The following is a 21,638-nucleotide window of genomic DNA, read 5'->3' as shown; positions in this document are numbered from 1 at the left end:
TAACTCGCTAACTTCCTATCGGCGCGAAGCCCCAGCTAACTCGCTGCTTTTGTCCTGAAGAAATGGAAACTACGCCGGGTGCCTCACACCTGCACTGAGCGAAGCCGAAGTGTCTCGTTTTTCAGATGTGGGAAACAAATGTGCAAACGAGAGCGGCATGTCCAATCCTGCGTCAGATCAACAAGTCTCCCGTTAACTCGCTAACTTGCTATCGGCGCGAAGCGCCAGCTAACTCGCTGCTTTTGTCCTGAAGAAATGAGAAACAACGCCGAGTGCCCCACAACCCGCACTCAGCGAAGTCGAAGTGTCTCGCTTTTGAAGCGTGAGATACAACTCAGGCCTTCCACCTCTTCAACTTCATCACCCTGCCCACATGGTTCCAATCCGACACATACACATTCGCCTCGCGATCCACAAAACACCCATGCGCCGCGCTGAACGCCGCCGCTCCAATGCTTCCCGGATCGACATCGTAATTCGCCCACTGCTTCTTGTCCGGATTGTCCCCGAGAAACGCGACCGGCGCATTATCCCTATCGAGCACCGTCACGCGCCCCTCCAACTCCGACACAACCGCATAATCCCCATGCAGCGAAGCTTGGCAAGGCCGCCGCAGATGCTGCGTCACGGTATCCACATACTTCCCATCGAGATCGAAGTGGCACAGCCGCCGGTTCTCCCGATCGCACACCAGCAGCAACGGCTGCCCATAGCGCGTATCCAGCGTCAGCCCGTGGCTGCAGTTCAGCGACCCCGGCTCCGACCCCTTCCCCGAGTAGCTACGCAGATACTTCCCCTTCGCATCGAAATGAAAGATCCGCGAATCTCCATACCCATTGGCAATAAAGATCGATCCATCCGTTCCCGGAACCGCCGCCGTGATCCGCCACTCATTCGGAGCCTTGAATCCAGCCTCTGCCGGAGCCGTAATCTTCAGCACCGGCGTCCCGTCGGTCTTCATCTTCACGAACAGCCAGCTCTCCTTTGGCGTTCCCTTCTGCACCGTCGTGTAGAAGTACTCGGCCCCGTCCTCCTCCGCGTGCACCATTGAATGCACTTCAGGAAAAGCCTGAGCGATCGTCCTGATCAGCCGACCATCGGCCGCATACACCAGCACGCCTGTTTCGCTTTGCGTGCTTACGTAGATGTTCTCCGCACTGTCCTGCGCGATTGCCCCATGCGTCCCTCCGAACTTCGTCCCCGTCGGTAGCGCTCCCCATCCCGGCACCACCTCATACGTCCACTCGCCATTGCCTGTCATCAGAGTCTTCCCCGCAGCCGGGCCTTCGTCGCGACTCATCGCCTTCACCGGAACCGCCGAACTCAGCGCCGCCGCGCCAACACCTGCCACGAACGTCCGCCGCGATCTGTCGAAATCGTTCTTCATGGAGTACTCCTTGCCGTAGTCCCATCGCCTTCCGCAGCCGTGTTGAACAGATACACATGCCGCAGTTGGGGCATCTTCTTCAGCGCCTCCACCGATTGCGCCGTCACCTTTGTCCCGCTCAGATTCAGATATCTCAACTGCGTCAATGAACTCAGCTTCGAAAGTCCGCTCCCCGTCACCGCCGTTCCTTCCAGATGAAGTGCTCGCAAGTGCGTGAACGTCTTCAGCGTGTCGAAGCTCGCATCCGTCACAGCAGTCCGGCCAAGCTCCGCCTCCACAATATACGGCGCGAACTTCTTGAACTCTGCAAGCTGCGCATCCCCGAAAGACGACGAAACATCCACCGTCCTCAGAATCATCCCGTCCGAGGCCTTCGCCGACACCGGCACCAGCTTCGCTCCAAGCCCGTGCTGCATCTGCGCGATCTCCGGCACCAATGCACTATAGTCTCCCACCGGCTGCGGCGGAGGCTCCGCCTCCACATTCGCAATCTTCACTCCCGGCACACTCGTCGCCGTTGCCGACGCACCCGCGCCTATCCACGCCCGTATCCACCCAATCTCCTCCGACGTCAATGGAGTCCTTCCCTCCGCAGGCATAAAATGCGGATCGCCCGGTTGCAGCGTCACGCGCGCCAGCAGCATGCTCGCCTCGGGCTTGCCCGCCACAACAACCGTTCCGTCTTTCCCGCCCTTCATCAGGTCGTCGTACGTATCAAGCCGCAGCCCAGCCTTCGCGCTCCCGCTCCCGTGACACGAAACACACTTCGCATCCAGCGTCGGATGAATATGCAGCGCATAGAACGAATTCCCGCCTGCGTCTTCCGCCGACGCACCAGGAATCAGCATCCGCAGCGGCCTAGGCGCATACTGCGTCAGATACCCGCTCCCATGCGTAATCGAGCCGCCCTGATGCCCCGTCCACAGCAGCGCCAGCAAGCTCACGCTCAACGACGCCGGATACACCATCTTCTTCTCGCCCGCGACCCATGCCGGCCGCACCACAATGCACAACATCAGCCCGATGCATAGCACCACCGCGCCCCACACATGCCGCGTAACGGTCCCTCCCGCATCGCCGGCCCCATACGCCAGCATGTATCCCAGCGCAAACGTTGGCAGCGCCAGCACCAGCGCCACACGCAGAACAAAATCCGCCGCCTCGCGTAGCGCCGCCCTTTTCGCTCCCGCAATCTCCAGCACTGGAACCAGAACAATCAGCCCAATGGGCAGATGCAGCAGCGTCGGATGAAACCGCCCCAGAAACTGCAAGGAGTCCCCGTGCGCCCGCCCATCCAGTCGCAACACAAACGGCAGCGCCGCGAGCGCAACACTCGCCGCTACAACCCACGCCCACGCTGATCTTTTCATCCGGGCGCGCTCGGCACCCGCTGCTCGTTCTTGAGCGATCACGCCAGCAATCCCTGGATCACCGTCGCCGGCTGCGGCCCCGTCAACCGCTGATCGAGTCCCTGATAGTCAAACGTCAGCCGGTTGTGATCGATCCCCAGGCACGCCAGAATCGTCGCGTTGAAATTCCGCACGTGCACCGGATCCTTCACCACGTTGTAGCTGTAGTCGTCCGTCTCTCCGTACGTCAGTCCCGGCCGCACTCCGCCGCCTACCATCCACGTCGTAAAGCACCGCGGATGATGATCGCGCCCATAATTCTCCTTGCTCAATCCGCCCTGGCTGTACACAGTCCTGCCAAACTCGCCCGCCCACACCACCAGCGTGTCATCCAGCAGCCCGCGCCGCTTCAGATCCGTCACCAGCGCATAGCTCGCCCGATCCGTCTCCGCGCAGAGCGTCGGCAGCACACCCACCACATCGCCGTGAACATCCCAGCCGCGCTTGTAGATCTGCGTGAACCGCACTCCCCGCTCCGCCATCCGTCGCGCCAGTAGGCAGTTATAAGCGAAACTTCCAGGCTGCTTCGCGTCCGGCCCATACAGGTCCCACGTCGACTGCGGCTCCTTGCTCAGATCTGTCAGCTCCGGAACCGAAGCCTGCATCCTGAACGCCATCTCGTACTGCGCAATCCGCGCGTTCGTCTCCGGATCGCCCACATCCGCCTGCGTCTGCCGATTGATTTCCTCCACCGCATCCAGCATCTTCCGTCGCACTTCGCGATCGACCCCATCAGGGTCCGCCAGATACAACACTGGATCACCGCCCGACCGCAATCCCACACCCGCATACTCCGACGACAAAAACCCGCTGCTCCACAACCGCGAAGAAACCGGCTGATTGTTCTCCTTCGGATTCGTCTTCGTCTGCAGCACAATGAACGTAGGCAGATTGTCATTCATGCTGCCTAGCCCATACGCCAGCCACGCTCCCAGGCACGGCTTCCCCGGATTCATGTTCCCCGTGTTCATGAACATGATTGCAGGCTCATGATTGATCGCATCCGTGTTGGTCGACTTCACGATCGTGAGATCATCCACCATCTTCGCCGTGTACGGAAGCAGATCGCTCACCCAGGTCCCCGTCTGCCCATATTGCTTGAATCCCCAGTGAGACGGCGCAATCGGAAACCGCGCCTGTCCCGAAGTCATCCCCGTAAGCTGCTGAGTGCCTCGAACAGAATCCGGCATGTCCTTGTCATACTGCGCCGCCAGACCCGGCTTGTAATCCAGCAGATCAACCTGTGGCGGCCCGCCCGACATAAACAGATAAATCGCCCTCTTCGCCTTCGGCGCGAAATGCGGCAATCCCAGGTTCCCCCGTCCGGGCGAAGTCACCACTCCATTCGCATCCGCACCCGTCGCGCGTCCACGCAGCGCAGCTTCACCGAATAAACTCGCCAGCGCCGCCCAACCCAGCACCTTCCCCGACCTGCCGAGAAATTGCCGCCGCGTCTCCACCGCGGACCACTCGCGTTTCAGCCCCGCCGGAATCGGCAGGCCGTTCACGTCAACTTCGCGTTCGCAATCGGTACAAAGTGGATGCTGCTTCATCTCATTCCTCTGCTATTTGTTCAGCGTCTCATCCAGGTTCAACATCTCGTTCGCAATCATCGTCCATGACGCAAGCTCAGGCTCCGGCGTACTGCCCTTCGGCTTGCTCTCTCCCTCATGCACCAGCGCATGCGCCGCCTTCGGATCAGACGAATAGTGCTTCTCCATCTGCCCCAACGAATCCTCCAGCACCGTCATCGCCTTTGGCGAAGGAGCGCGCGCCAGCAGGATCTCGCTCATCCGGTTGATCCGATCCTCCGCCTTCGGGCCCGCCTCATGAATGACTCTCTCCGCCAGCCCTCGCGCCGCCTCAATCCACTGCACATCGTTCATTGTCACCAGCGCTTGCAGCGGCGTATCCGTCCGCTGCCGCCGCGTGCACACCGCATCGCGCACCGGCGCGTCAAACGCATCCATATTCGGCGGCGATGCCATCCGCTTCCAGTACGTGTACATGCTCCGCCTGTACAACGCCTGCCCATGATCCTGCACGTAGATCAACGTGTCGCTCGAGGGATAACTCACCTGCTCCCACACATTCGCCGGCTGATACGGTTTCACGCTTGGCCCGCCGATCCTGTCCACCAGCAGCCCGCCCGACTGCAGCGCCACATCCCGCAGCATCTCCGCATCCATGCGAAACCGCGGCCCATGCGACAAAAACAAATTTCGCGGGTCCTTTTTCAACTGCTCCGGCGTAGACTTCGCGCTTTGTCTGTACGCAGCTGACATCACCATCAGCTTGTACATGTGCTTCACATCCCAGCCGCTCTCCCTGAACTCCACCGCCAGCCAGTCCAGCAGCTCCGGATTTGACGGCCTCTGCCCCATAATCCCGAAGTCTTCCGTCGTCTCCACGATGCCCGTGCCGAACAGCTCGTTCCACATCCGGTTCACTGTCACCCGCGCGGTCAGCGGATTCTCCGCGCTCACCGTCCACTTCGCCAGCGCCAGCCTGTTCCGCGGCATATCCGCCGGCAGCGACGGCAGATAATGGGGAGTATTCGCCTCCACGCGCTCCGTCCTCGCCGCATAATTCCCGCGCGCAAGCACGCTCGCATACGCCAGCGTAAGCTTCTCCCATGCCACCTGCGTCACATCGCCGCCCGCCGACAGCTGATCCAGCTGCGCATCCAGCGCGTGCATCTGCGCGTACGCCGCCCTGAACGACGGATCGACATTGTTCAGGTAATACTCGCTCGCCACATGCCACTGATCCTCAGTCCACTGCGCGAACGGTTTCGCCGAGATCTCCGCAACATAATCTTCAAACGGCAGCCGCCCCGCTTCATCCGCCGTGAGCGGACGCCCGTACAGCCGCACATCCTGATACCGGAACTCCTTCGCCGGATCTTCCTGCGGCGCCCGCCACCCCAGCTGCATCGGCGCGCTCGTCCGGATGCTCTCGCCATGCAGCGTATCCGTCTCAACCTCCGTTGCCGCGGCCTTCCCATCTACATAGACCTTCACTCCTGCCGCGCGACCCGACCCATCGTAGGTGAAGAAGATGTGTCTCCATTCCCCGTCCGTCGGCAGCGGCGCAACCGTCGACACTCGAATCGCCACCAGCGGAGTCGTATCCGGTGTCTCCTTCTTCTCCGGCTTCTTCTCTTCCTTCTTCTTCTCCTCTTTCTTCTTCGGCTCCTTCTTCTCCGGAGGTTTGTACGCCGACAGCTCCTTCTTCGTCAGATTCTGCGGCGAAGGATAATGGAACGCCTCTTTCGTATCCGGATGCTTCTTGTCCTTCATCTTCTTCGGAGCCGAATTCACCAGCTCCACCGCGATCACGCCATTCCGCACCGCCAGATCCCATCCGCGGTTATGCTGCGTCGTGTCCATCTTGGAAATCATCGCGCCCGGCGTGTCATCTACCGCAAAGTACGGCGCGGAACGGAACATGAACCAGCCGCCCGCTGAAAACGCCTGGTTTCCCTCGAAATCCCCCGTCTTATCCAGCACCACCCGCGTATTCGACTGCATCCTGAAGTCCGGCCACAGCCACGTCGTCTCGCCCCATTGCGGAGCCACCATCGTCGCCTTGAACTCCGCCGGGCTCGCATGAGGCGCGCTGTTATGCAGCACATCGCCCTTGCCCTCATCGAGCCTCAGCCGCACCAGCAGCTTGTCCGTCGAAACTCCCTGCGGCGCATTCTTGTGCGACGCAATCCACGCCTGCACCAGATCCCGCTCGTGCAGCCGCATCGACCGAATCTGCCCCTTCAGTTCCGCTCTCTTCGCATACACCGCGTCGTACGCCGCACGGTTCTGCGCCCGCGGAATCCGCACCACCGGCGACCACACCGGCCGGTCTCCATTAAACGGCTTCTCGTCAATATTGTTGAAGAACGCACTCAGCGAGTAAAAATCCTTCTGAGTCGTTGGGTCGAACTTGTGGTCGTGGCACACTGCGCAGCCCACAGTCAGCCCCATAAACGTCGCGCCGTACGCCTCTGTCCGGTCCCGCGCGATATTAAACTTCAGTTCCTCCGCGATCGTCCCGCCCTCGTTGCTGCTCTCTCCAAGCCGCACGTAACCGCTCGCAATCAGCGGATCCAGATCCTTCGCCGGCAGCAGATCCCCCGCAATCTGCTCCGTTGCAAACTGATCGAACCGCTTATTGCTGTTGAACGCGCGAATCACGTAATCGCGATATGGCCAGATATCGCGGCTGTTGTCATAGTGCAGCCCATACGTATCCGAATACCGTGCATAGTCCAGCCAGTACCGCGCCCGCTGCTCGCCATACGTCTTGCGCGCTAGCAGCCCATCCACCACGCGCTCATACGCGTTCGGCGAGTTGTCCTTCTCGAACGCCGCAACCTCCTCGGGAGTCGGCAGCAGTCCCGTCAGGTCCAGCGTCACACGCCGTATCAGGCTCGCCTTGTCCGCCTCAGGCGATGGCTGCAGCCCTGCCTTCTCCATCTTTGCCAGAACAAACTTGTCGATCGCATTTACCGCCCAATCCGCATGCCCCTTCGACTCCGGAACCACCGGCCTCGTCGGCGCTTCAAACGCCCAGTGCGGCCGATACACCGCGCCTTCCTTGACCCACTCCTTCAGTGTGGCGATCTCCGCCTCGCTCATCGGCTTAGCTTCGCCCTGCGGATTCTGCGGCATCAGGTAGTGCGGGTCGTGCGACTCGATCCTCTTAATCAGTTCGCTGCGCTCTGGATGCCCCGGCACAATCGCATCGGGATGTCCGTCGCGTTTCTTCTCCGCATACTCTGCCAGGTCGAGCCTCAGCCCCGCCTTGCGCATCTCCGGATCAGGCCCGTGACACGCAAAGCACCGCGCCGCCAGTATCGGCTGCACATCCTGATTGAAATCCACTTTTCTTCCGGCCTGTACGGTCGTCGTCCGGTGGCAACCAGACACGCCCACCACAGCCGCTACAGCAATCGCCGCACCGAGATTAAACGCGCCTCGAAGAGATCGGGCTTTCGACCGTCGCACCGTGAGCAATGTAGGCAACCGAGACTACTCCCCAAAAATGCTGCGCTCAAATCTGTAATCGTTTTCTTCCGGTAAGGCGGCTGAGAAACGCGCCGAGGGCACCCTTCCAGAGAGAAGAAGTCTCTCACCTCGAAATCGCAATTGTCTACGGACGAGCCTCGCCAGCCAGCGGTCTCTGCTCGAGACTGCTTACCTGCCCTCTGCTGCGGGATCCGGGCCTGGCGCAATCACCGGCAGGAACACCTCGAAAGTCGTGCCGCTTCTCCCCTTCAGTTGGCACGAGCGAAACCGGATCGTACCCTGGTGTCTGGTCACCAGCGACCTCGATACCCAAAGCCCCAGCCCCGAGCCGCGCAACTGCTTCGTCGTGAAGAACGGATCGAAGATGTTCGCCCGTATGTCCATCGGTATCCCCGCCCCGCGGTCGTGCACGGTGATGCGGCTCCCCGCTCCGCCTCCACGCTGAACCGTATGCAGGCGCACCGTCACCTCAGACCCCTCCGGGCTCACCTCGATCGCATTGCGGATCAGATTACTGAAAACCTGCACAAGCTGCCCCGGAAATCCTCGAACCATTCCCGCCGGTCGCCTCTGCAGTGCAAGCTTCACGCGATGAACCGCAGCCGGCCGGTCCATCATGCCGATCACGTCTCTCAGCAACTCTCCCAGATCAACCTCAATCGGCTTGTCCGTGTCGCGATGGAAAGAGAGGCTCTGCTTCGTGATTCGCGCCACACGATCCAGTTCCTTCGCCGCGCTCTCCAGCAGCGGCTGCATCCTGTCCACCGTCTCCGTCGATCGCGCCAGGAACACCAGATTTGTCAGCGCCTCCAGCGGATTATTGATTTCATGGGCGATCGCATTCGCCATCTTGCCGCTCGCCGATAGACGCTCCGCCATCCGTAGCGCATGCTCCGCCAGCTTCCGGTCCGTCGTGTCCGCCAGGATCAATATCTTCTCCCCCGGACCAACGGCTCCATCGATACGATTCACCGATACCTGCAACGTCCGCTTGCCCGAAGCGAACTCCGCGCTGAAGCGCCGCTCGTTCTGCGTCAGTGGCTCGTTGGTCCCGATGATTCGCTTCAGCAGGAGCCCGGCGCTCTCTCCCCTTTTCAGCTGCATCCCGGCTCCACACATTCCCAGAAACGCGCTATTCCACCTCACAATGCAGCCGTCCTCGTCGATGAGCGCCAAACCCTCTGACAGCGAATCGAACGTGGTCTGCCACTGCTCCGACGACTTCCTCGACGCCGCCTCCGCCTTTCGTAGCCTGAGCAGCGCCCTCACCGTCGCCACCAGCACCATGCGATCGATCGGGTGCGTGATATAAGCATCGGCACCTGCATCCAGCGCCTTCACGCGGTCGTCATTCGACACGAAAGAAGCCGAAACCTGCAAAATCATGATCGAGCTGGTATCCGGATTCGACTTCAACTTCCGGCACACGTCATACCCCGACATATCCGGAAGCTGCACGTCCAGAATGATCAAATCCGGATCGGTGAGTGCCAGTTCCAGCGCTCGCGAGCCCCGGTCCACCCCTTGGCACTTGTATCCCGCATTCCCGAGAATGCGCTCTAGAACGTACCGGTTTTCCTCCCGGTCGTCCACGATCATGATCCGTCCTGGGGAATTCTCAGCCATTCGCCTCGGGTGCCATCGCCTCGGGAGAGATACCGGCAGACTTCGCCCACTCAAGAAACGGCTTCGCCGACAGCCTGGAAGAGACTTCCGCCTTCTTGATGATCGAAGCATTGAGGGTGGCGAGCTCCGACTGTTCCGCTTCGGAGAGATCCTTTGACGTATAAATCAGAACCGGCAACCTCTCGGTTGCAGAGGCAGTGCGCAGCTTCCGTAGCACGTCAAATCCGCTCATATCCGGCATCAGGATGTCGAGGATAATCGCGTCTGGCAACTCCTGTTCGATCGCCGAAAACGCCTCGGTCCCGTTGGAAGCTTCTCGAATGTTCAGCCACGGCTGGTCGAGCAGGTCGCGCAGTATGTAACGCGCAATCTCGTTATCGTCTACAAGCAGGATGCGCCGGCTTTCCGTCTGCGATACACGGCTGCGAAGCTCTCTCAGCAGAGCGTCACGCTCCACAGGCTTCTGCAGAAATACCTCAACCCCGTTCTCCCTGGCAATCGCGGACTCATCGCTCGCGCTGCTTGCAATGCACACGAGGTCCGGCCAGCGTTCGCGGATTCGCTCGAGGAAACCCCAGCAAACCTCTTCCTCCAGATACACATCGGCGATCACAGCGACCGGTGCATGCCGCGCCGTCCATATCTCTGCCTGGGCCACATTTGTCGCGATAATCGCCTGAAATTCCGAATTCCTCAAATGCGACTCCAACAGCCGGGCCGTCTCCGCATTGTCTTCGACAATCAACACGGGCGCCCGATGATACTCCGGCGCTGGAGGCATCTCCGCATCGTCGGCCTCCAATTTCTCGCCAACGTAGATCGCCGGAATTCGCACAAAGAACGTCGACCCCTTCCCGGCCTCACTCTCCAGCCAGATGCTGCCACCCAGCAGCTTCGCCAGGTTCCTGCATAGAGGCAAGCCCAGCCCTGTTCCCCTGTACTTGTCCTGCAACGGATTATCGACTTGGCTGAATTCCTTGAAGATCGTCTCGTGGTGCTCCGGCGCAATTCCGATGCCCGTGTCCGCAACCCGGAACTCAACCTCCTGTTCCGGCAGCATCGTCGCCGATACCGTTACGCTCCCGTTCGGCGTGAACTTGATCGCATTCGAAATAAGATTCCTGAGAATCTGCGAGACCTTCCCCTCGTCCGTACGGAGCGGAATCGGATCATCAGCCGCATCGAAGATCAGGCTCACCGATGTGTTATCCGCCAGCAGCGGCTTCAGCATGCCCTTCAGCGCGCTGAACAGCTCATGAATCTCAAACCGCTTTGGCCGCATTCGAACTTTGCCGGCCTCCACCTTCGCCAGATCCAGCAGGTCGTTCACCAGATCCTGCAGCACTCGCGCCGACGATTCGATATACCGGATCTGCTTCAGCTGCTCGCCCGTCAGATCCCCATCCAGCCGGTCCATCAGCATCCGCGCCAGGCTGATGATCGAATTCAGCGGCGTCCGGAATTCATGCGACACATTGGACAGGAATTTCGTCTTCAGCTCCGAAGCCCGCCGCAGATAATCTGCCCGTTCGTCCAGCTCCGCATAGAGCGCTACAACACCGCGATTTGTATCCTCCAGCTCGCGGTTCAGCAGCTCGAGCTCTTCCTGGCGCGTGCGCAGCTCCTGGAGCGTCTTCAGCAGTTCCTGGTTCTGCTGCTCGATTTCCTCGAAGGGGTTGCTGGGAACCCGCTCCCTCATCTTCTGCTTCAGTTCGCGTGCGGTACGTTCCGTCCAGTTATCTCGGAACCGGGGCAGCGCTTTCCCCATCCGGACCTTCGTGCCCCGCTCCGAAGTCTCGATCTCGAAGTGGTCCATCAGCCGCTGCGTGCCGATGATCCCCATGCCCATCCCGGTCATCGAACGGTACCGACCCTCGAGAACCTCTTCGAGATTAGGTATGCCTGCTCCCGAGTCCGAAACCTCTACCTCAATCCGCTGCTGCTCCAGATCCAGCGAAAATGCAACCTTTCCGTTGCCTGCGTACCGGAACGCATTCCGCGCGATTTCCGAGGTCGCCGTCGCCAGACGGATCTGGTCCTGGTTATCCAGCCCAAGCTCGGCCGCAACCTCGCGCGCACGCTGCCTTGCCTGAACCACATCCCGCTCAGTTTGAAGCGCGAGTTGCAGAATCGGTACTGACATCGTCACGCTGCTTTCAACACCACCACGCCGGCGTCATCGCGCTGGCGTCGAAAATCTCTGATCAGCGCTCCACAAATCAGAGCCGGATGCTTCAAAAGCAATCCCGGATATGCAAGCAGATCCCACTTCGACTGCAACCCATCCGAGTGCATCACAAAAACGGAATCCGGCTTCCACTCCGTGTGGAACTCCTGCACACGCGACATCGTCACCCCGAGCGTTCCGTTGTGCGAAACCAGACTCCTCGACAGTCCCTTGCTCACGACCGAAGCAGCGATGTTCCCAATGCCTGCATACGTCAGCTTGCCTTCCTTGGGACATACCTCGACAACCGCCGCCACTGCTCCTCGCGTCTTCTTTAAAGCATCATGCATGTAGCTCAGAATCTCTCCAGGGCTTTTCGAAATCCTCTGCCGCACGGTCTCCACTGCCTCTTGCGCGGCCTCGGCCGCACCCAGCCCGTGGCCGAGTCCATCCGCCAGAACCGCTACCGTTCGTGCCGGCGTGTGCTCGCAGTACCATCCATCTCCGCACACGCGTTCTCCCGGATACGGCAGCGTCACGCCGGCGAACGTCAAATGCTCCGTCACTGATCCCTCACCGACCTCCAGCAGCACCATCGTCCCGCCGCGCCCTGTGAACACCTCGAACCGCTTGGCCATCCGCTTCATCGCGCCGAGGCCGGCCCCCATCGTCCCTGCCGTCGAGAACCCGTCCTTCATCGCTTCAGCCAGGTTCGCAATACCGCCGCCAGTGTCCAGAGCCAGAATCCTCGCGACCGGTCCGCCCTGGCTTGCGATCCCTGAAACAATCACCTGCCCCCCGCCGCCGTGGATCAGTACATTGCGCGCCACTTCCGTTGTGAGAATGGCAAGCTCGCCCGCGCGAGTTTCATCCAGCTTCAGCTTCGCTCCGGCAGCAGCCGCCGCTCGCCGCACCTCTCCAACGGAGCTTGCATCCTTGATTGCAACGCCTTCCGAAAAAACTATCTCCATCGCACCGCTGTGATGCGGGTCCCCTTCCCCACCTCTGTTTCGATGCTGAAATCGTTCACCAGGCGTTTGCTTCCGCCAAGCCCCAGGCCCATACCCGCACCGGTCGTAAAACCATCCTTCAGTGCGTCTTCGATATTCGCGATCCCGGGCCCCTGGTCTTCAAACACCATCTTCAGCCCCGAACGCGCGCCGTTGACCAGGACCTCCACTGTCATAGTGCCGCCCTTGCCGTGGTCCAGCGCATTGCGCGCCAGCTCGCTCGCCGCCGTCACCAGCTTGGTCTGATCCACAAGGCTGAAGCGAAGCTCCACCGCAAGCTGCCGCACCTTCTGCCGCGCGATCACCACGTCGTTCGAGGTCTTTACTGGAAGAACCTCACGCTTCTGTACGCTGCTCATCTTCTGATCCAGTAAATGCGTTACCGTAGAGCAACTCCATTCCCGCTTCAACGCTCAGCGCAGTTCGTACACCCGTAAGAGACATGCCTAGCTCCACCAGCGTGATCGCCACCGCCGGCTGCATTCCCACCACAACCGTCTCGGCCCCCAGCACCCGCGACATCCCCGCAATATTCGCGAGCATGCGTCCGATAAACGAATCGACAATCTCCAGCGATGAGATATCGATCAACACGCCGGTCGATCCCCATTCCGAGATCCGCTCCGTCACGTCATCCTGCAGCTGCAGCGCCAGCTTGTCGTGCATGTCCACCTGGATAGTGATCAGCAGCAGCGACCCCATCCGCAAAACAGGAATGCGTTCCATTACTCCTCCCGCTTGCCGAACAGTTGACTCAGCGGATTGGCCGCCGCTGCAGCAGCCGTCTTCACCACCGCGCGCCCGCTGCGTTGTAGCGCCAGCGCAAAAGCATCCGACAGCTTCGCCTTCGTGATCACATCCTCAAGGTTGATGCCCAGATGAACAATTGTTTGCGCAATCTGCGGCCGCACGCCGCTGATGATGCACTCGGCGCCCATCAACCTTGCCGCAGTAATCGTCTTCAGCAGATGCTGCGCTACCAGCGTGTCCACCGTCGGCACGCCCGTGATGTCGATGATCGCGTACCGTGAATTCGTCGCCACAACCGCCTGCAGCAGGCTCTCCATCACCACCTGCGTGCGCGCGCTGTCCAGGGTTCCAATAATCGGCAGTGCCAGAATCCCATCCCACAGCTTCACCACTGGCGTCGAAAGCTCCAGCAGCTCCTGCTGCTGACGCATGATCAGCTCCTCGCGCGTAGAAGTGTAAGCCTCAGTCGTGATCAGGGCCAGGCTATCCAGCAGCCGCGTCGACGACCAGACGGTGTCGAAAAGCAGGTCAGGATTCTTCCCCATCTTCTCGCGGATCAGCACAAACAAAGGCTGCTTCAGCGACAACACAAAGGTCGCCACGTCCGTCGGCGAGAAACCTTGCCGGGCCCTCGAAGCTGAGATCGCGCTCAGCAACTCCCGCGTCCCGTTCCATCCCGCACCGCCAAGGTTTTCAGGGCCGCTCGTCTTGACCCCATCCACAATCTCTTTGAGAAGCGAGCCGCACTGCTCGTCCAGTTCGGCCTTGCTCATCAGATCGGCTCGCTCCACCGCACTCGACATCGTGCGAATCCATTCCGAGCGAAGTTTGTCTTCATTCTGAGAAATGATCTCAGCCAAATCGTTCATTGAATTCTCCCAGACTGCTTTGATTTGGATTGATGATGATTGTGCTGCAAACCACAAGGGGAGCGGTCAGGCGGGTTGGCCCTATGATTTCCGTTGAACAACAACTCTTGCGCTAATTCGTCGCTTGCGTGACTTCTTTCAAGGCGTCCTGCAATGCCTCGCTACCTTCCCATTTACCAACGTACTTGTTCACTTTGAACAGAGCGCACATATGCCTCTGCTCTTCTCCCAGAATCGACCACACGATCAGCGGAATAGCACGCAGCCTCGGAGTGCTGTGCCAGTAGCGCAGCAACTCGTATCCGCTTTCAACTCCAAAATCTAGATCGAGGAGGATCGCGTCCGGAAGCTTCGGACCATTGGCAAGTCGATCTTCCAGAAATATCCGCGCTGCATAGGGGCTCGTCTTTCCTTCGACCTCTGCGAATCCAACGGCTCGCGCCGAGTCTGCGGCATTCTTCAAGTCCTTAGGATCGTTCTCGACCAGCAACAGCAGACCCGCTTCCTTCATACGTACACCCGCTTACAGATGAAGGCAGTTTAGCCCATCCCGCCGCAACAGGAAAAGAAAAGTTACGCGGCGGCAAGTACAGGGGCGCAAATAACTTATAAAGGTTTTACAACCCGAAATCAGCGCCTTGCATCCGCACCGTTTCCGAATAATCCGTCGTTCCCGGCCATAACAGAAAGGCGGCAAGGCTTTCTTAAAGCGAAACTACTCGAAGTACGTAGCCGTCGTCGTGTCCGTCTCCCAGATCGTGCAGTCCTTCACCCGCACCCGCCCCTTCGTCATCTCGGCGAGCTGCTCATTGGTCTGGTCGTAAAAGTATTTTGCGATATTCTCCGCGGAGGGATTGAGCGTCGTAAAAGGCTCTAGATCGTTCAGCATCTGGTGGTCGATCCGGTCGATCACCGGCCGCATCACCTGCTTCAGCAATTTAAAGTCCAGCAACAGCCCGGCCTCGTCCAATTCCTTGCCATGCAGCGTCACGCGCACCTTGTAGTTGTGCCCATGCGGATTCTCGCACTTGCCCCTGTAATTCCTTAGATAATGTCCAGAGGAGAACCCGCCCTCCACAGTAACCTCAAACATCGGCCTTCACATCCTTGCAGGGACAAGATCCCATATCTCTAATTCTAGTTGTTTCCCCATCGCACCGGTCCTGCTCTCTCGCGCCGGGTGCCCCATGTCTCCCGCTCTTGGAGACATGGGAGACCGACACAACGAGGCCGACACGAGCCGGGTGCCGGATGCCCTATTCTTGCGAAGCAAGGGTGGGAACGACACACTACTCTCACTTATCCCGCAGATCCCTCCGCTTTCGTCTTGCCTCCACCCGCTCCTGCTCACTCCTTCGATCCACCTGCTCAAACAAATTGCTGAACACCGCAACCAGCGCGCACCCCAGCGCCCCCAGCAGCATCACCAGCGCTACCATCCGCCAGAGCGACCCGTTCGCCGGCAGCCCCGGCTGAAAGCTCGATGGCACCAGTGTCATCGCCCCCGAAAGCAGCGCAAAAAACGCCAGCGCCCCAGCCAGAATGTAGAAGTTCCGCGACATCATCGTGATTGACCTGCCCCGGAGAAGACGCTATCGGCTTGTGCTCGCGAGGCTGCCGACAAACCCGCTAACTCGCTATCGCCGCAAATCGGCGCTAACTCTCTGCTCTTGTTTAACGGACTCAAATAAGCCCCCGAAGCCCGGCTCCAACCGTGATTTTATTCTCCGCTTAGCCCGCCAGCTCCCCCGTATTCATCAGCTCAACAAACGCCCTCGCAAACTCCCGCTCCATCGCCCCCGCCGACCCATCGAGATCGATCGCCCTGCACGCATCCTTCAGCACCACTGCCTCGAACCCCAACCGCCGCGCATCGAGCGCCGAATACCCCACGCAGAAGTCATACGCCAACCCCGCCAGAAACACCCGCCCGAACCCGCGCTCCTTCAAATACCCGCCCAGCCCCGTCGTCGTCGCATGGTCGTTTTCAAAGAACGCCGAATACGAGTCGATCGTCCGATGAAACCCCTTCCGCACAATCAGCTCCGCCCGGGTCAGCTGCAACTCCGGATGCAAATCCGCACCCTCGGTGCCCTGCACGCAGTGATCCGGCCAAAGCGTCTGCATCCCATAGCTCAACTCAACCTGCTCATACGCCTTCTTACCCGCATGCGCCGAAGCGAACGAAGCATGATCCGGCGTGTGCCAGTCCTGCGTCAGCACCACATGCTCAAACCGCTCCGCCACACGATTGATCGGCCCAATCACCGCATCTCCATCCGGCACCGCCAGCGCGCCACCCGGACAGAAATCCCTCTGCACATCGATCACAATCAGCACGTCGTCTGACAAGACCTTCATCGCTCACCTGTACCAACAATAGCGCTGCCGGCCGGCCGTTCCATCACTCTCAGATCCGATAGGATCCCGGCTCCATTGACTCGATCCGGCTACAAAGGTATATTCCAACCATGGTTGTTCTTCACATGCCGGTCTGTCGCGTCGCGTGTTGTCGCGCGTTCGATCGGTCGTGTGGATGAACTGAAGGTTCCAACCATACCCACACGGCCGCTTCAGCAATGCTGAATGCGGCTTTTCTGTTTTACGGCAAGTCCCCTCTATGAGCCATCTGGTCGACAACTCGCGCACCCTTCGCGACGCCCTCCGCATGTCGACGCGCCCTTGTTGTTGTCGCTGAAATCCCCGGCGCCCAGAACACCCAGGCTCTAAGCACCCCATCACGTCAGTAAAAAGCTCCACACCTACTCGAAGTCCTTTCAGGAGAACCAAGTGACCTCTTCCCTTCGGCTGTCCGCGATCTCTGCATCTCTGCTTCTCTTCATCGCGCTTCCGCTCCACGCTCAGGTTGTCGGCGCCACCGTCACCGGCATGGTCCGCGACTCCTCCGGCGCATCCATCAGCGCCGCCACCGTCACCGTCAGGCAGACGGAAACCGGCGCCACCCGCAAGCTCACGACCGACGCCGAAGGACGCTTCTTCGCGCCATCGCTGCCCATCGGCGCATACTCCATCACTGCGGAGCATGAGGGCTTTGCGCCCGGACATCAGGCTGCAACGCTCGTCGTCGGTCAGAGCGTTCAGCTCAGCATCGTCCTCGGCGTCGCCTCCGTCGAACAAGCCGTTGAAGTGACCGCCGATGGCCCCACCGTCAACATCTCCACCCAACAAACCGCCGGACTCGTCGACGAACGCCAGGTCAAAGAGCTTCCTCTCAACGGCCGCAGCTACGACGGCCTCATGACCCTCAATCCCGGCACGGTAAACTACACCAGCCAGCGCGCCGGCGGAGTGGGCACTTCCAACTCCTCCGTGGGCAACATGTTCTCAGTCTCCGGTCGCCGTCCGCAGGACAATCTCTTTCTCCTGAACGGAATCGAGTACACCGGAGCCTCGCTCACCAACGTCACGCCCGGCGGCACCAGCGGACAGCTCCTCGGCGTGGACGCCGTTCGCGAGTTCAATGTATCCACCGACACATACGGCGCCTCATATGGGAAGCGTGCCGGAGCCCAGGTCAGCATCGTCACCACCAGCGGTACCAACACACTGCACGGCACCGCCTTCGAATTCATCCGCAACAGCGCCCTCGACGCCCGCAATTACTTCGATCACGGCTCCATCCCGCCGTTCCAGCGCAATCAGTTCGGCGGCTCTCTGGGCGGACCCCTGGTCAAAAACAAGCTCCTGCTCTTCGGCAACTACGAAGGATTCCGTCAGGCATGGGGATTGAGCGCCGTCACGCTCGTTCCCGACGATAGGGCTCGCCAGGGCTATCTGCCCACTTCGAACGGAACTGAGCAATACGTCGGCGTCGATCCATCTGTCGCTCCGCTGCTTGCTCTCTGGCCTCAAGCCAACGGACCTGAACTCGGCAAAGGCATCGCTGTCGCTTACAGCAACCCCAAGCAGCATATTCGCGAAGACTTCGGCACAACCCGCCTCGATGACAATCTGAGTGCGAAGGACCTCCTGTTCGCCGTCTACACCATCGACGACAGCACGGCAGACACCCCCACGCAAAACCCCTTCAGCCGGATCAATGAGAGCCTTCGTGCGCAGGTCGCGAGCGTCCAGGAACAGCACTCCTTTAGCTCAACCCTTTTGAACACGGCTCGCTTCGGCTTCTCGCGCGCGAATTTCTCCTTCTTTGGCTTCCCTACAGTCGATCTACCCGGCTGGGTGGCCGGCCGTGGCATCGGCGCGGTGGTCATCGGCGGAAGCACTGCCTCGAACGGCGCTTCCACACTCACCCAAGCCGGTTCCAACGTAGGCAACAACAACTCGCAGGCGCGCAACCTGTTCACTCTCGATGACCATATCTACTGGTCGCACGGTCGCCAGCAGATCGAAATCGGCGGGTGGCTGCAGCGAATTCAATCCAACAGCTTGCTCGCGCAATATCAGAACGGGCAGGCCTCGTTCAGTGACCTGCCTTCCTTCCTCAAAGGGAAGGTGAAGACCTTCACAGTGATACCGCAGCCCACGGAGATGGCTTGGCGCGTATTGGAAGGCGCTGCCTTCGTCGACGACACCATCAAGGTGACTCCCCGCCTGGAAGTGCGGGCAGGCTTCCGCTTCGAATCTACCAACGGCTGGAATGAAGCGAATGGCCGCGCATCTTATTACCGCTTCGTCGACGCTGTAATCCAGACCACTCCAGTGATCGCCGACTCGCCGCTTACAAAGAACAACGCGAAGTTTCTCCCCGAGCCTCGTCTTGGATTTGCGTGGGATGTCTGGGGCAATGGAAAAACGGCAGTTCGCGGAGGAGCTGGCTTCTATCGCAACCTTCTCGACACCATTGACTATCGGACCGACTCAACCGAGCCCTTCAACACCATCTACACGCTCAAGAACGCAAAGGTCTCCTGCCTGAACATCACGCCAGGGCAGCCGTTCCCCTCTTGCGCCACGGCAAACGTCTCGCCGAGTAACATCCAGCCCGATCCCAAGACTCCGACCGTAATCCAGTGGAGCCTGCGCGTTGAGCAACAGGTCGCTCCTCAGACCTCGCTCACTCTCGGCTACCTCGGATCGCACAGCTACCACCAGATCCTAAACTTAGACGCCAACGAGCCGGTCCCCACCTTCCTGCCCGATGGCTCCGCCTACTATCCGCCCGGCTCGGTCAACGTCAACCCCGACCTGGCCAATACCACCACCTGGGTTTCAAACGGAATCGGCATGTATAACGCTTTCACAGCGGATCTGAAGCGATCGTTCGCCAAGGGTGTGCAGTTCCGCGCGAACTACACCTTCGCCAAGAACCTCGACAACGGAACTGCGTGGAATACCAGTGTCAGCGTCAATTCGCCCGGCTACGTGATGTTCCCGCTCCGGCCAAAGCTCGATTGGGGCCCTGCGGCCACCGACATCCGTCACCTGTTCGTATTCAACGGGACGTGGGAGTTGCCCTTTGGACCGAAGCGTCGCTTCCTGAAGAATGGCCCGAAGGCCGCCAATGCTCTGTTGGCGGACTGGGCCCTCAGCGGAATCTTCAACGCGATGACTGGCTTCCCCTTCACGCCTCAACTCGGCTACAACCCGACAGGCAATGGCGACACCCGCAACCCCGTGCGTCCCAACTGGAATCCGGATTTCCAGGGGAAGCTCTACCCTCACACTCCCGGAAAGTGGTTTGACCCCACTGCTTTCGCACCTCCGGCGACGGGGACCTACGGCAACGTCTCACGAAATTCGCTCACCGGTCCCGGCAGCTCTGAGCTGGACTTCTCCGCGGCCAAGACTGCACACCTGACCGAGCACCTGGGCCTCCAGTTCCGAGCCGAGCTCTTCAACATCCTGAACCAGACGAACTTCTCGACGCCTAATCCCGTCGTCTACGCCACAGCCCCCACAGACACGCCGTTCACGCTCGACGTTTCTCCCACCGGCGGTGTGATTACCTCAACCTCCACCACCTCGCGCCAGATCCAGTTCGGCGCCAAACTGCAGTTCTAAAACAGCTCAGGGTAGAACCCGACATCGCGCCACAACGATGATCCGGTTCTACCCCGACCTTGGTTCCCTTGTTCCTTGTCCCTAGTCCCTAGTCCCTTGTTCCCTGATTTTTTGTTCTTCCTTTCACGCGCCGGTGGCGAAGTGGCTAACGCACAGGTCTGCAAAACCTGCACTCGCGGGTTCGATTCCCGCCCGGCGCTCCACCCGTTCCCTCGTCCCTTATCCCTCGTCCCCTACCCCTCTAAATTCCCTTCCTCTTCACCTGCCACCGGAAGTCATGACACAGTTCACAATCAGGACCCGTGAACGTGTGCCCTGCGACCGCGTCGTGGTTGAATTGCCAATCGAGCCAGTCCAACTCGATTTTCGTCCCCTCTGCGTTCGGAACAGAAATCAGGCCGCCATGGCCGGCCCCGGGCTGATCGCCAAGAAAGATCGGCGACTTATGAATCTGCTCGAAATCATCCAGCCCATTGGGCTCGGCAATGTCTTCCGGGCCTCCGAGCAGGTAGAGAACCGGCGTATGCAGCTTGTCCAGATCCTCTTTCTTCACGGCCGTCATCTGCGGGAGTCCGGCCAGTCCACCGGGAGGCGGATTCTTGAGAATCCCGCTGCTCTCAATCAACACCGCCGACACCCGCGGATCGAACCCAGCCTTCAGTGCAATTAGTCCACCGCAGCTGAACCCAGCCACCGCAATATGCGCTGGATCGATAGCGCCGAAATACGGGCTCCCCTTGCGTTGATTCTCGGCAAGAATCCAATCGATGCCGGCAACCATCTTCTCCGCCGTCGCGCGCTCTGCAGGGTCCTGCATGCCCGGCCCAGCCTGAGGGCCCTCTGTCTGCGGCGGCGCTTTCGGACCGCTGAGAATCTTCCCCGGCACAATGACCACGTACCCATGGCTCGCGATCTCCGTCAGGTGGAACCGCGAGCCCGCCGCATCAGGAGAGCACCCGCCGCTGCCCCACACGTAGACACCGAGCTTGCCCTTCGCCTCCGCCCCGACCAGGTCCTTCGGCTCATAGATGACGTAATCAGCCCCATTCGGAGCCGCAGCATAGCTCGCCGGAAACTTCCCCGAGCCTTCGAGATCGGGAACCTTGTTCCACTTGGGAGCAAGCGAACCCATCAAGGCCGCCTTCTGCCCCAGAGCCGTGTTCGGCAGCGGAGGAAACGTCATGGCCGGTCGATTGCCTGGCGCCTGCTGCGGCGCTGGCGCTGCCGCCTGTGTCCCCTGCGCCATCGCAATCGCCGCAGCAATCAGAAGTACCGCCGAAAAGCCCGTCCCCATATTTCGCATTTGTGCTGACATGCCCCCAACCTTGAACAAGGATTCGTGAACCAGGCCCACAGTCGTCACACTTCAAGACATGCGCCTAGGTCGAACCCATTATTCCCTACAGCCCCC

Annotated in this window: 16 protein-coding genes and 1 tRNA gene; 2 read left to right on the top strand and 15 right to left on the bottom strand. The window is 60.0% G+C overall.

What is annotated here, in order from left to right; genetic code table 11:
* Window positions 1-334 precede the first annotated feature (334 nt).
* The 14 genes from DHV10_RS16505 to pncA form a co-directional block, all read right to left on the bottom strand.
* Complete coding sequence (locus DHV10_RS16505; protein WP_109487471.1) at window positions 335-1,387, bottom strand: NHL repeat-containing protein; 1,053 nt, start codon at window positions 1,385-1,387, stop codon at window positions 335-337.
* Window positions 1,384-2,757 (bottom strand): c-type cytochrome domain-containing protein, encoded by a 1,374-nt coding sequence (locus DHV10_RS16500; RefSeq protein WP_109487470.1) that lies wholly within the window; start codon window positions 2,755-2,757, stop codon window positions 1,384-1,386. Before DHV10_RS16500 ends, DHV10_RS16505 begins: the two co-directional genes overlap by 4 nt.
* Window positions 2,758-2,795: 38 nt before the next feature.
* Window positions 2,796-4,349, bottom strand: a complete 1,554-nt coding sequence (locus tag DHV10_RS16495; RefSeq protein WP_109487469.1) for a DUF1501 domain-containing protein — start codon at window positions 4,347-4,349, stop codon at window positions 2,796-2,798.
* 12 nt (window positions 4,350-4,361) lie between these two features.
* Complete coding sequence (locus DHV10_RS16490) at window positions 4,362-7,820, bottom strand: DUF1553 domain-containing protein (RefSeq protein ID WP_162601598.1); 3,459 nt, start codon at window positions 7,818-7,820, stop codon at window positions 4,362-4,364.
* A 171-nt stretch (window positions 7,821-7,991) separates the two neighbouring features.
* Complete coding sequence (locus DHV10_RS16485; RefSeq protein WP_162601597.1) at window positions 7,992-9,449, bottom strand: ATP-binding response regulator; 1,458 nt, start codon at window positions 9,447-9,449, stop codon at window positions 7,992-7,994.
* Window positions 9,442-11,592, bottom strand: coding sequence for an ATP-binding protein (locus DHV10_RS16480; RefSeq protein ID WP_162601596.1), 2,151 nt, complete (start codon window positions 11,590-11,592; stop codon window positions 9,442-9,444). Before DHV10_RS16480 ends, DHV10_RS16485 begins: the two co-directional genes overlap by 8 nt.
* Before the next feature lie 2 nt (window positions 11,593-11,594).
* Window positions 11,595-12,587 carry a SpoIIE family protein phosphatase gene (locus tag DHV10_RS16475; protein ID WP_109487466.1) on the bottom strand — a complete coding sequence of 331 codons (993 nt, stop codon included), beginning with the start codon at window positions 12,585-12,587 and terminating at the stop codon, window positions 11,595-11,597.
* On the bottom strand, window positions 12,578-12,985 hold the full coding sequence (locus DHV10_RS16470; protein WP_109487465.1) for an anti-sigma regulatory factor: 408 nt from the start codon (window positions 12,983-12,985) through the stop codon (window positions 12,578-12,580). The genes DHV10_RS16475 and DHV10_RS16470 overlap by 10 nt, the downstream gene beginning before the upstream one ends.
* On the bottom strand, window positions 12,963-13,352 hold the full coding sequence (locus tag DHV10_RS16465) for an STAS domain-containing protein (RefSeq protein WP_109487464.1): 390 nt from the start codon (window positions 13,350-13,352) through the stop codon (window positions 12,963-12,965). Before DHV10_RS16465 ends, DHV10_RS16470 begins: the two co-directional genes overlap by 23 nt.
* Window positions 13,352-14,245 carry an STAS domain-containing protein gene (locus tag DHV10_RS16460; RefSeq protein WP_109487463.1) on the bottom strand — a complete coding sequence of 298 codons (894 nt, stop codon included), beginning with the start codon at window positions 14,243-14,245 and terminating at the stop codon, window positions 13,352-13,354. The genes DHV10_RS16465 and DHV10_RS16460 overlap by 1 nt, the downstream gene beginning before the upstream one ends.
* A gap of 112 nt (window positions 14,246-14,357) precedes the next feature.
* Window positions 14,358-14,756 carry a PleD family two-component system response regulator gene (locus DHV10_RS16455; protein WP_109487462.1) on the bottom strand — a complete coding sequence of 133 codons (399 nt, stop codon included), beginning with the start codon at window positions 14,754-14,756 and terminating at the stop codon, window positions 14,358-14,360.
* Window positions 14,757-14,960: 204 nt separating this feature from the next.
* Window positions 14,961-15,338, bottom strand: a complete 378-nt coding sequence (gene queD, locus DHV10_RS16450; protein ID WP_109487461.1) for a 6-carboxytetrahydropterin synthase QueD — start codon at window positions 15,336-15,338, stop codon at window positions 14,961-14,963.
* Between the two features lie 202 nt (window positions 15,339-15,540).
* Window positions 15,541-15,810 carry a hypothetical protein gene (locus DHV10_RS16445; RefSeq protein ID WP_109487460.1) on the bottom strand — a complete coding sequence of 90 codons (270 nt, stop codon included), beginning with the start codon at window positions 15,808-15,810 and terminating at the stop codon, window positions 15,541-15,543.
* A 166-nt stretch (window positions 15,811-15,976) separates the two neighbouring features.
* Window positions 15,977-16,606 (bottom strand): bifunctional nicotinamidase/pyrazinamidase, encoded by a 630-nt coding sequence (gene pncA, locus DHV10_RS16440; protein WP_109487459.1) that lies wholly within the window; start codon window positions 16,604-16,606, stop codon window positions 15,977-15,979.
* Window positions 16,607-17,035: 429 nt separating this feature from the next.
* Here pncA and DHV10_RS16435 point away from each other — a divergent pair, with 429 nt between their 5' ends.
* Window positions 17,036-20,227 (top strand): carboxypeptidase-like regulatory domain-containing protein, encoded by a 3,192-nt coding sequence (locus DHV10_RS16435; protein WP_239461812.1) that lies wholly within the window; start codon window positions 17,036-17,038, stop codon window positions 20,225-20,227.
* Window positions 20,228-20,354: 127 nt separating this feature from the next.
* Window positions 20,355-20,430, top strand: a tRNA-Cys gene (locus tag DHV10_RS16430).
* 38 nt (window positions 20,431-20,468) lie between these two features.
* Here the strand turns inward: DHV10_RS16430 and DHV10_RS16425 are convergent.
* Window positions 20,469-21,542, bottom strand: coding sequence for an alpha/beta hydrolase (locus DHV10_RS16425; protein ID WP_204101440.1), 1,074 nt, complete (start codon window positions 21,540-21,542; stop codon window positions 20,469-20,471).
* Window positions 21,543-21,638 lie beyond the last annotated feature (96 nt).

This window comes from Occallatibacter savannae (assembly GCF_003131205.1).
Taxonomy (GTDB): domain Bacteria; phylum Acidobacteriota; class Terriglobia; order Terriglobales; family Acidobacteriaceae; genus Telmatobacter; species Telmatobacter savannae.
This window is presented reverse-complemented; position numbering and strand designations above follow the sequence as displayed.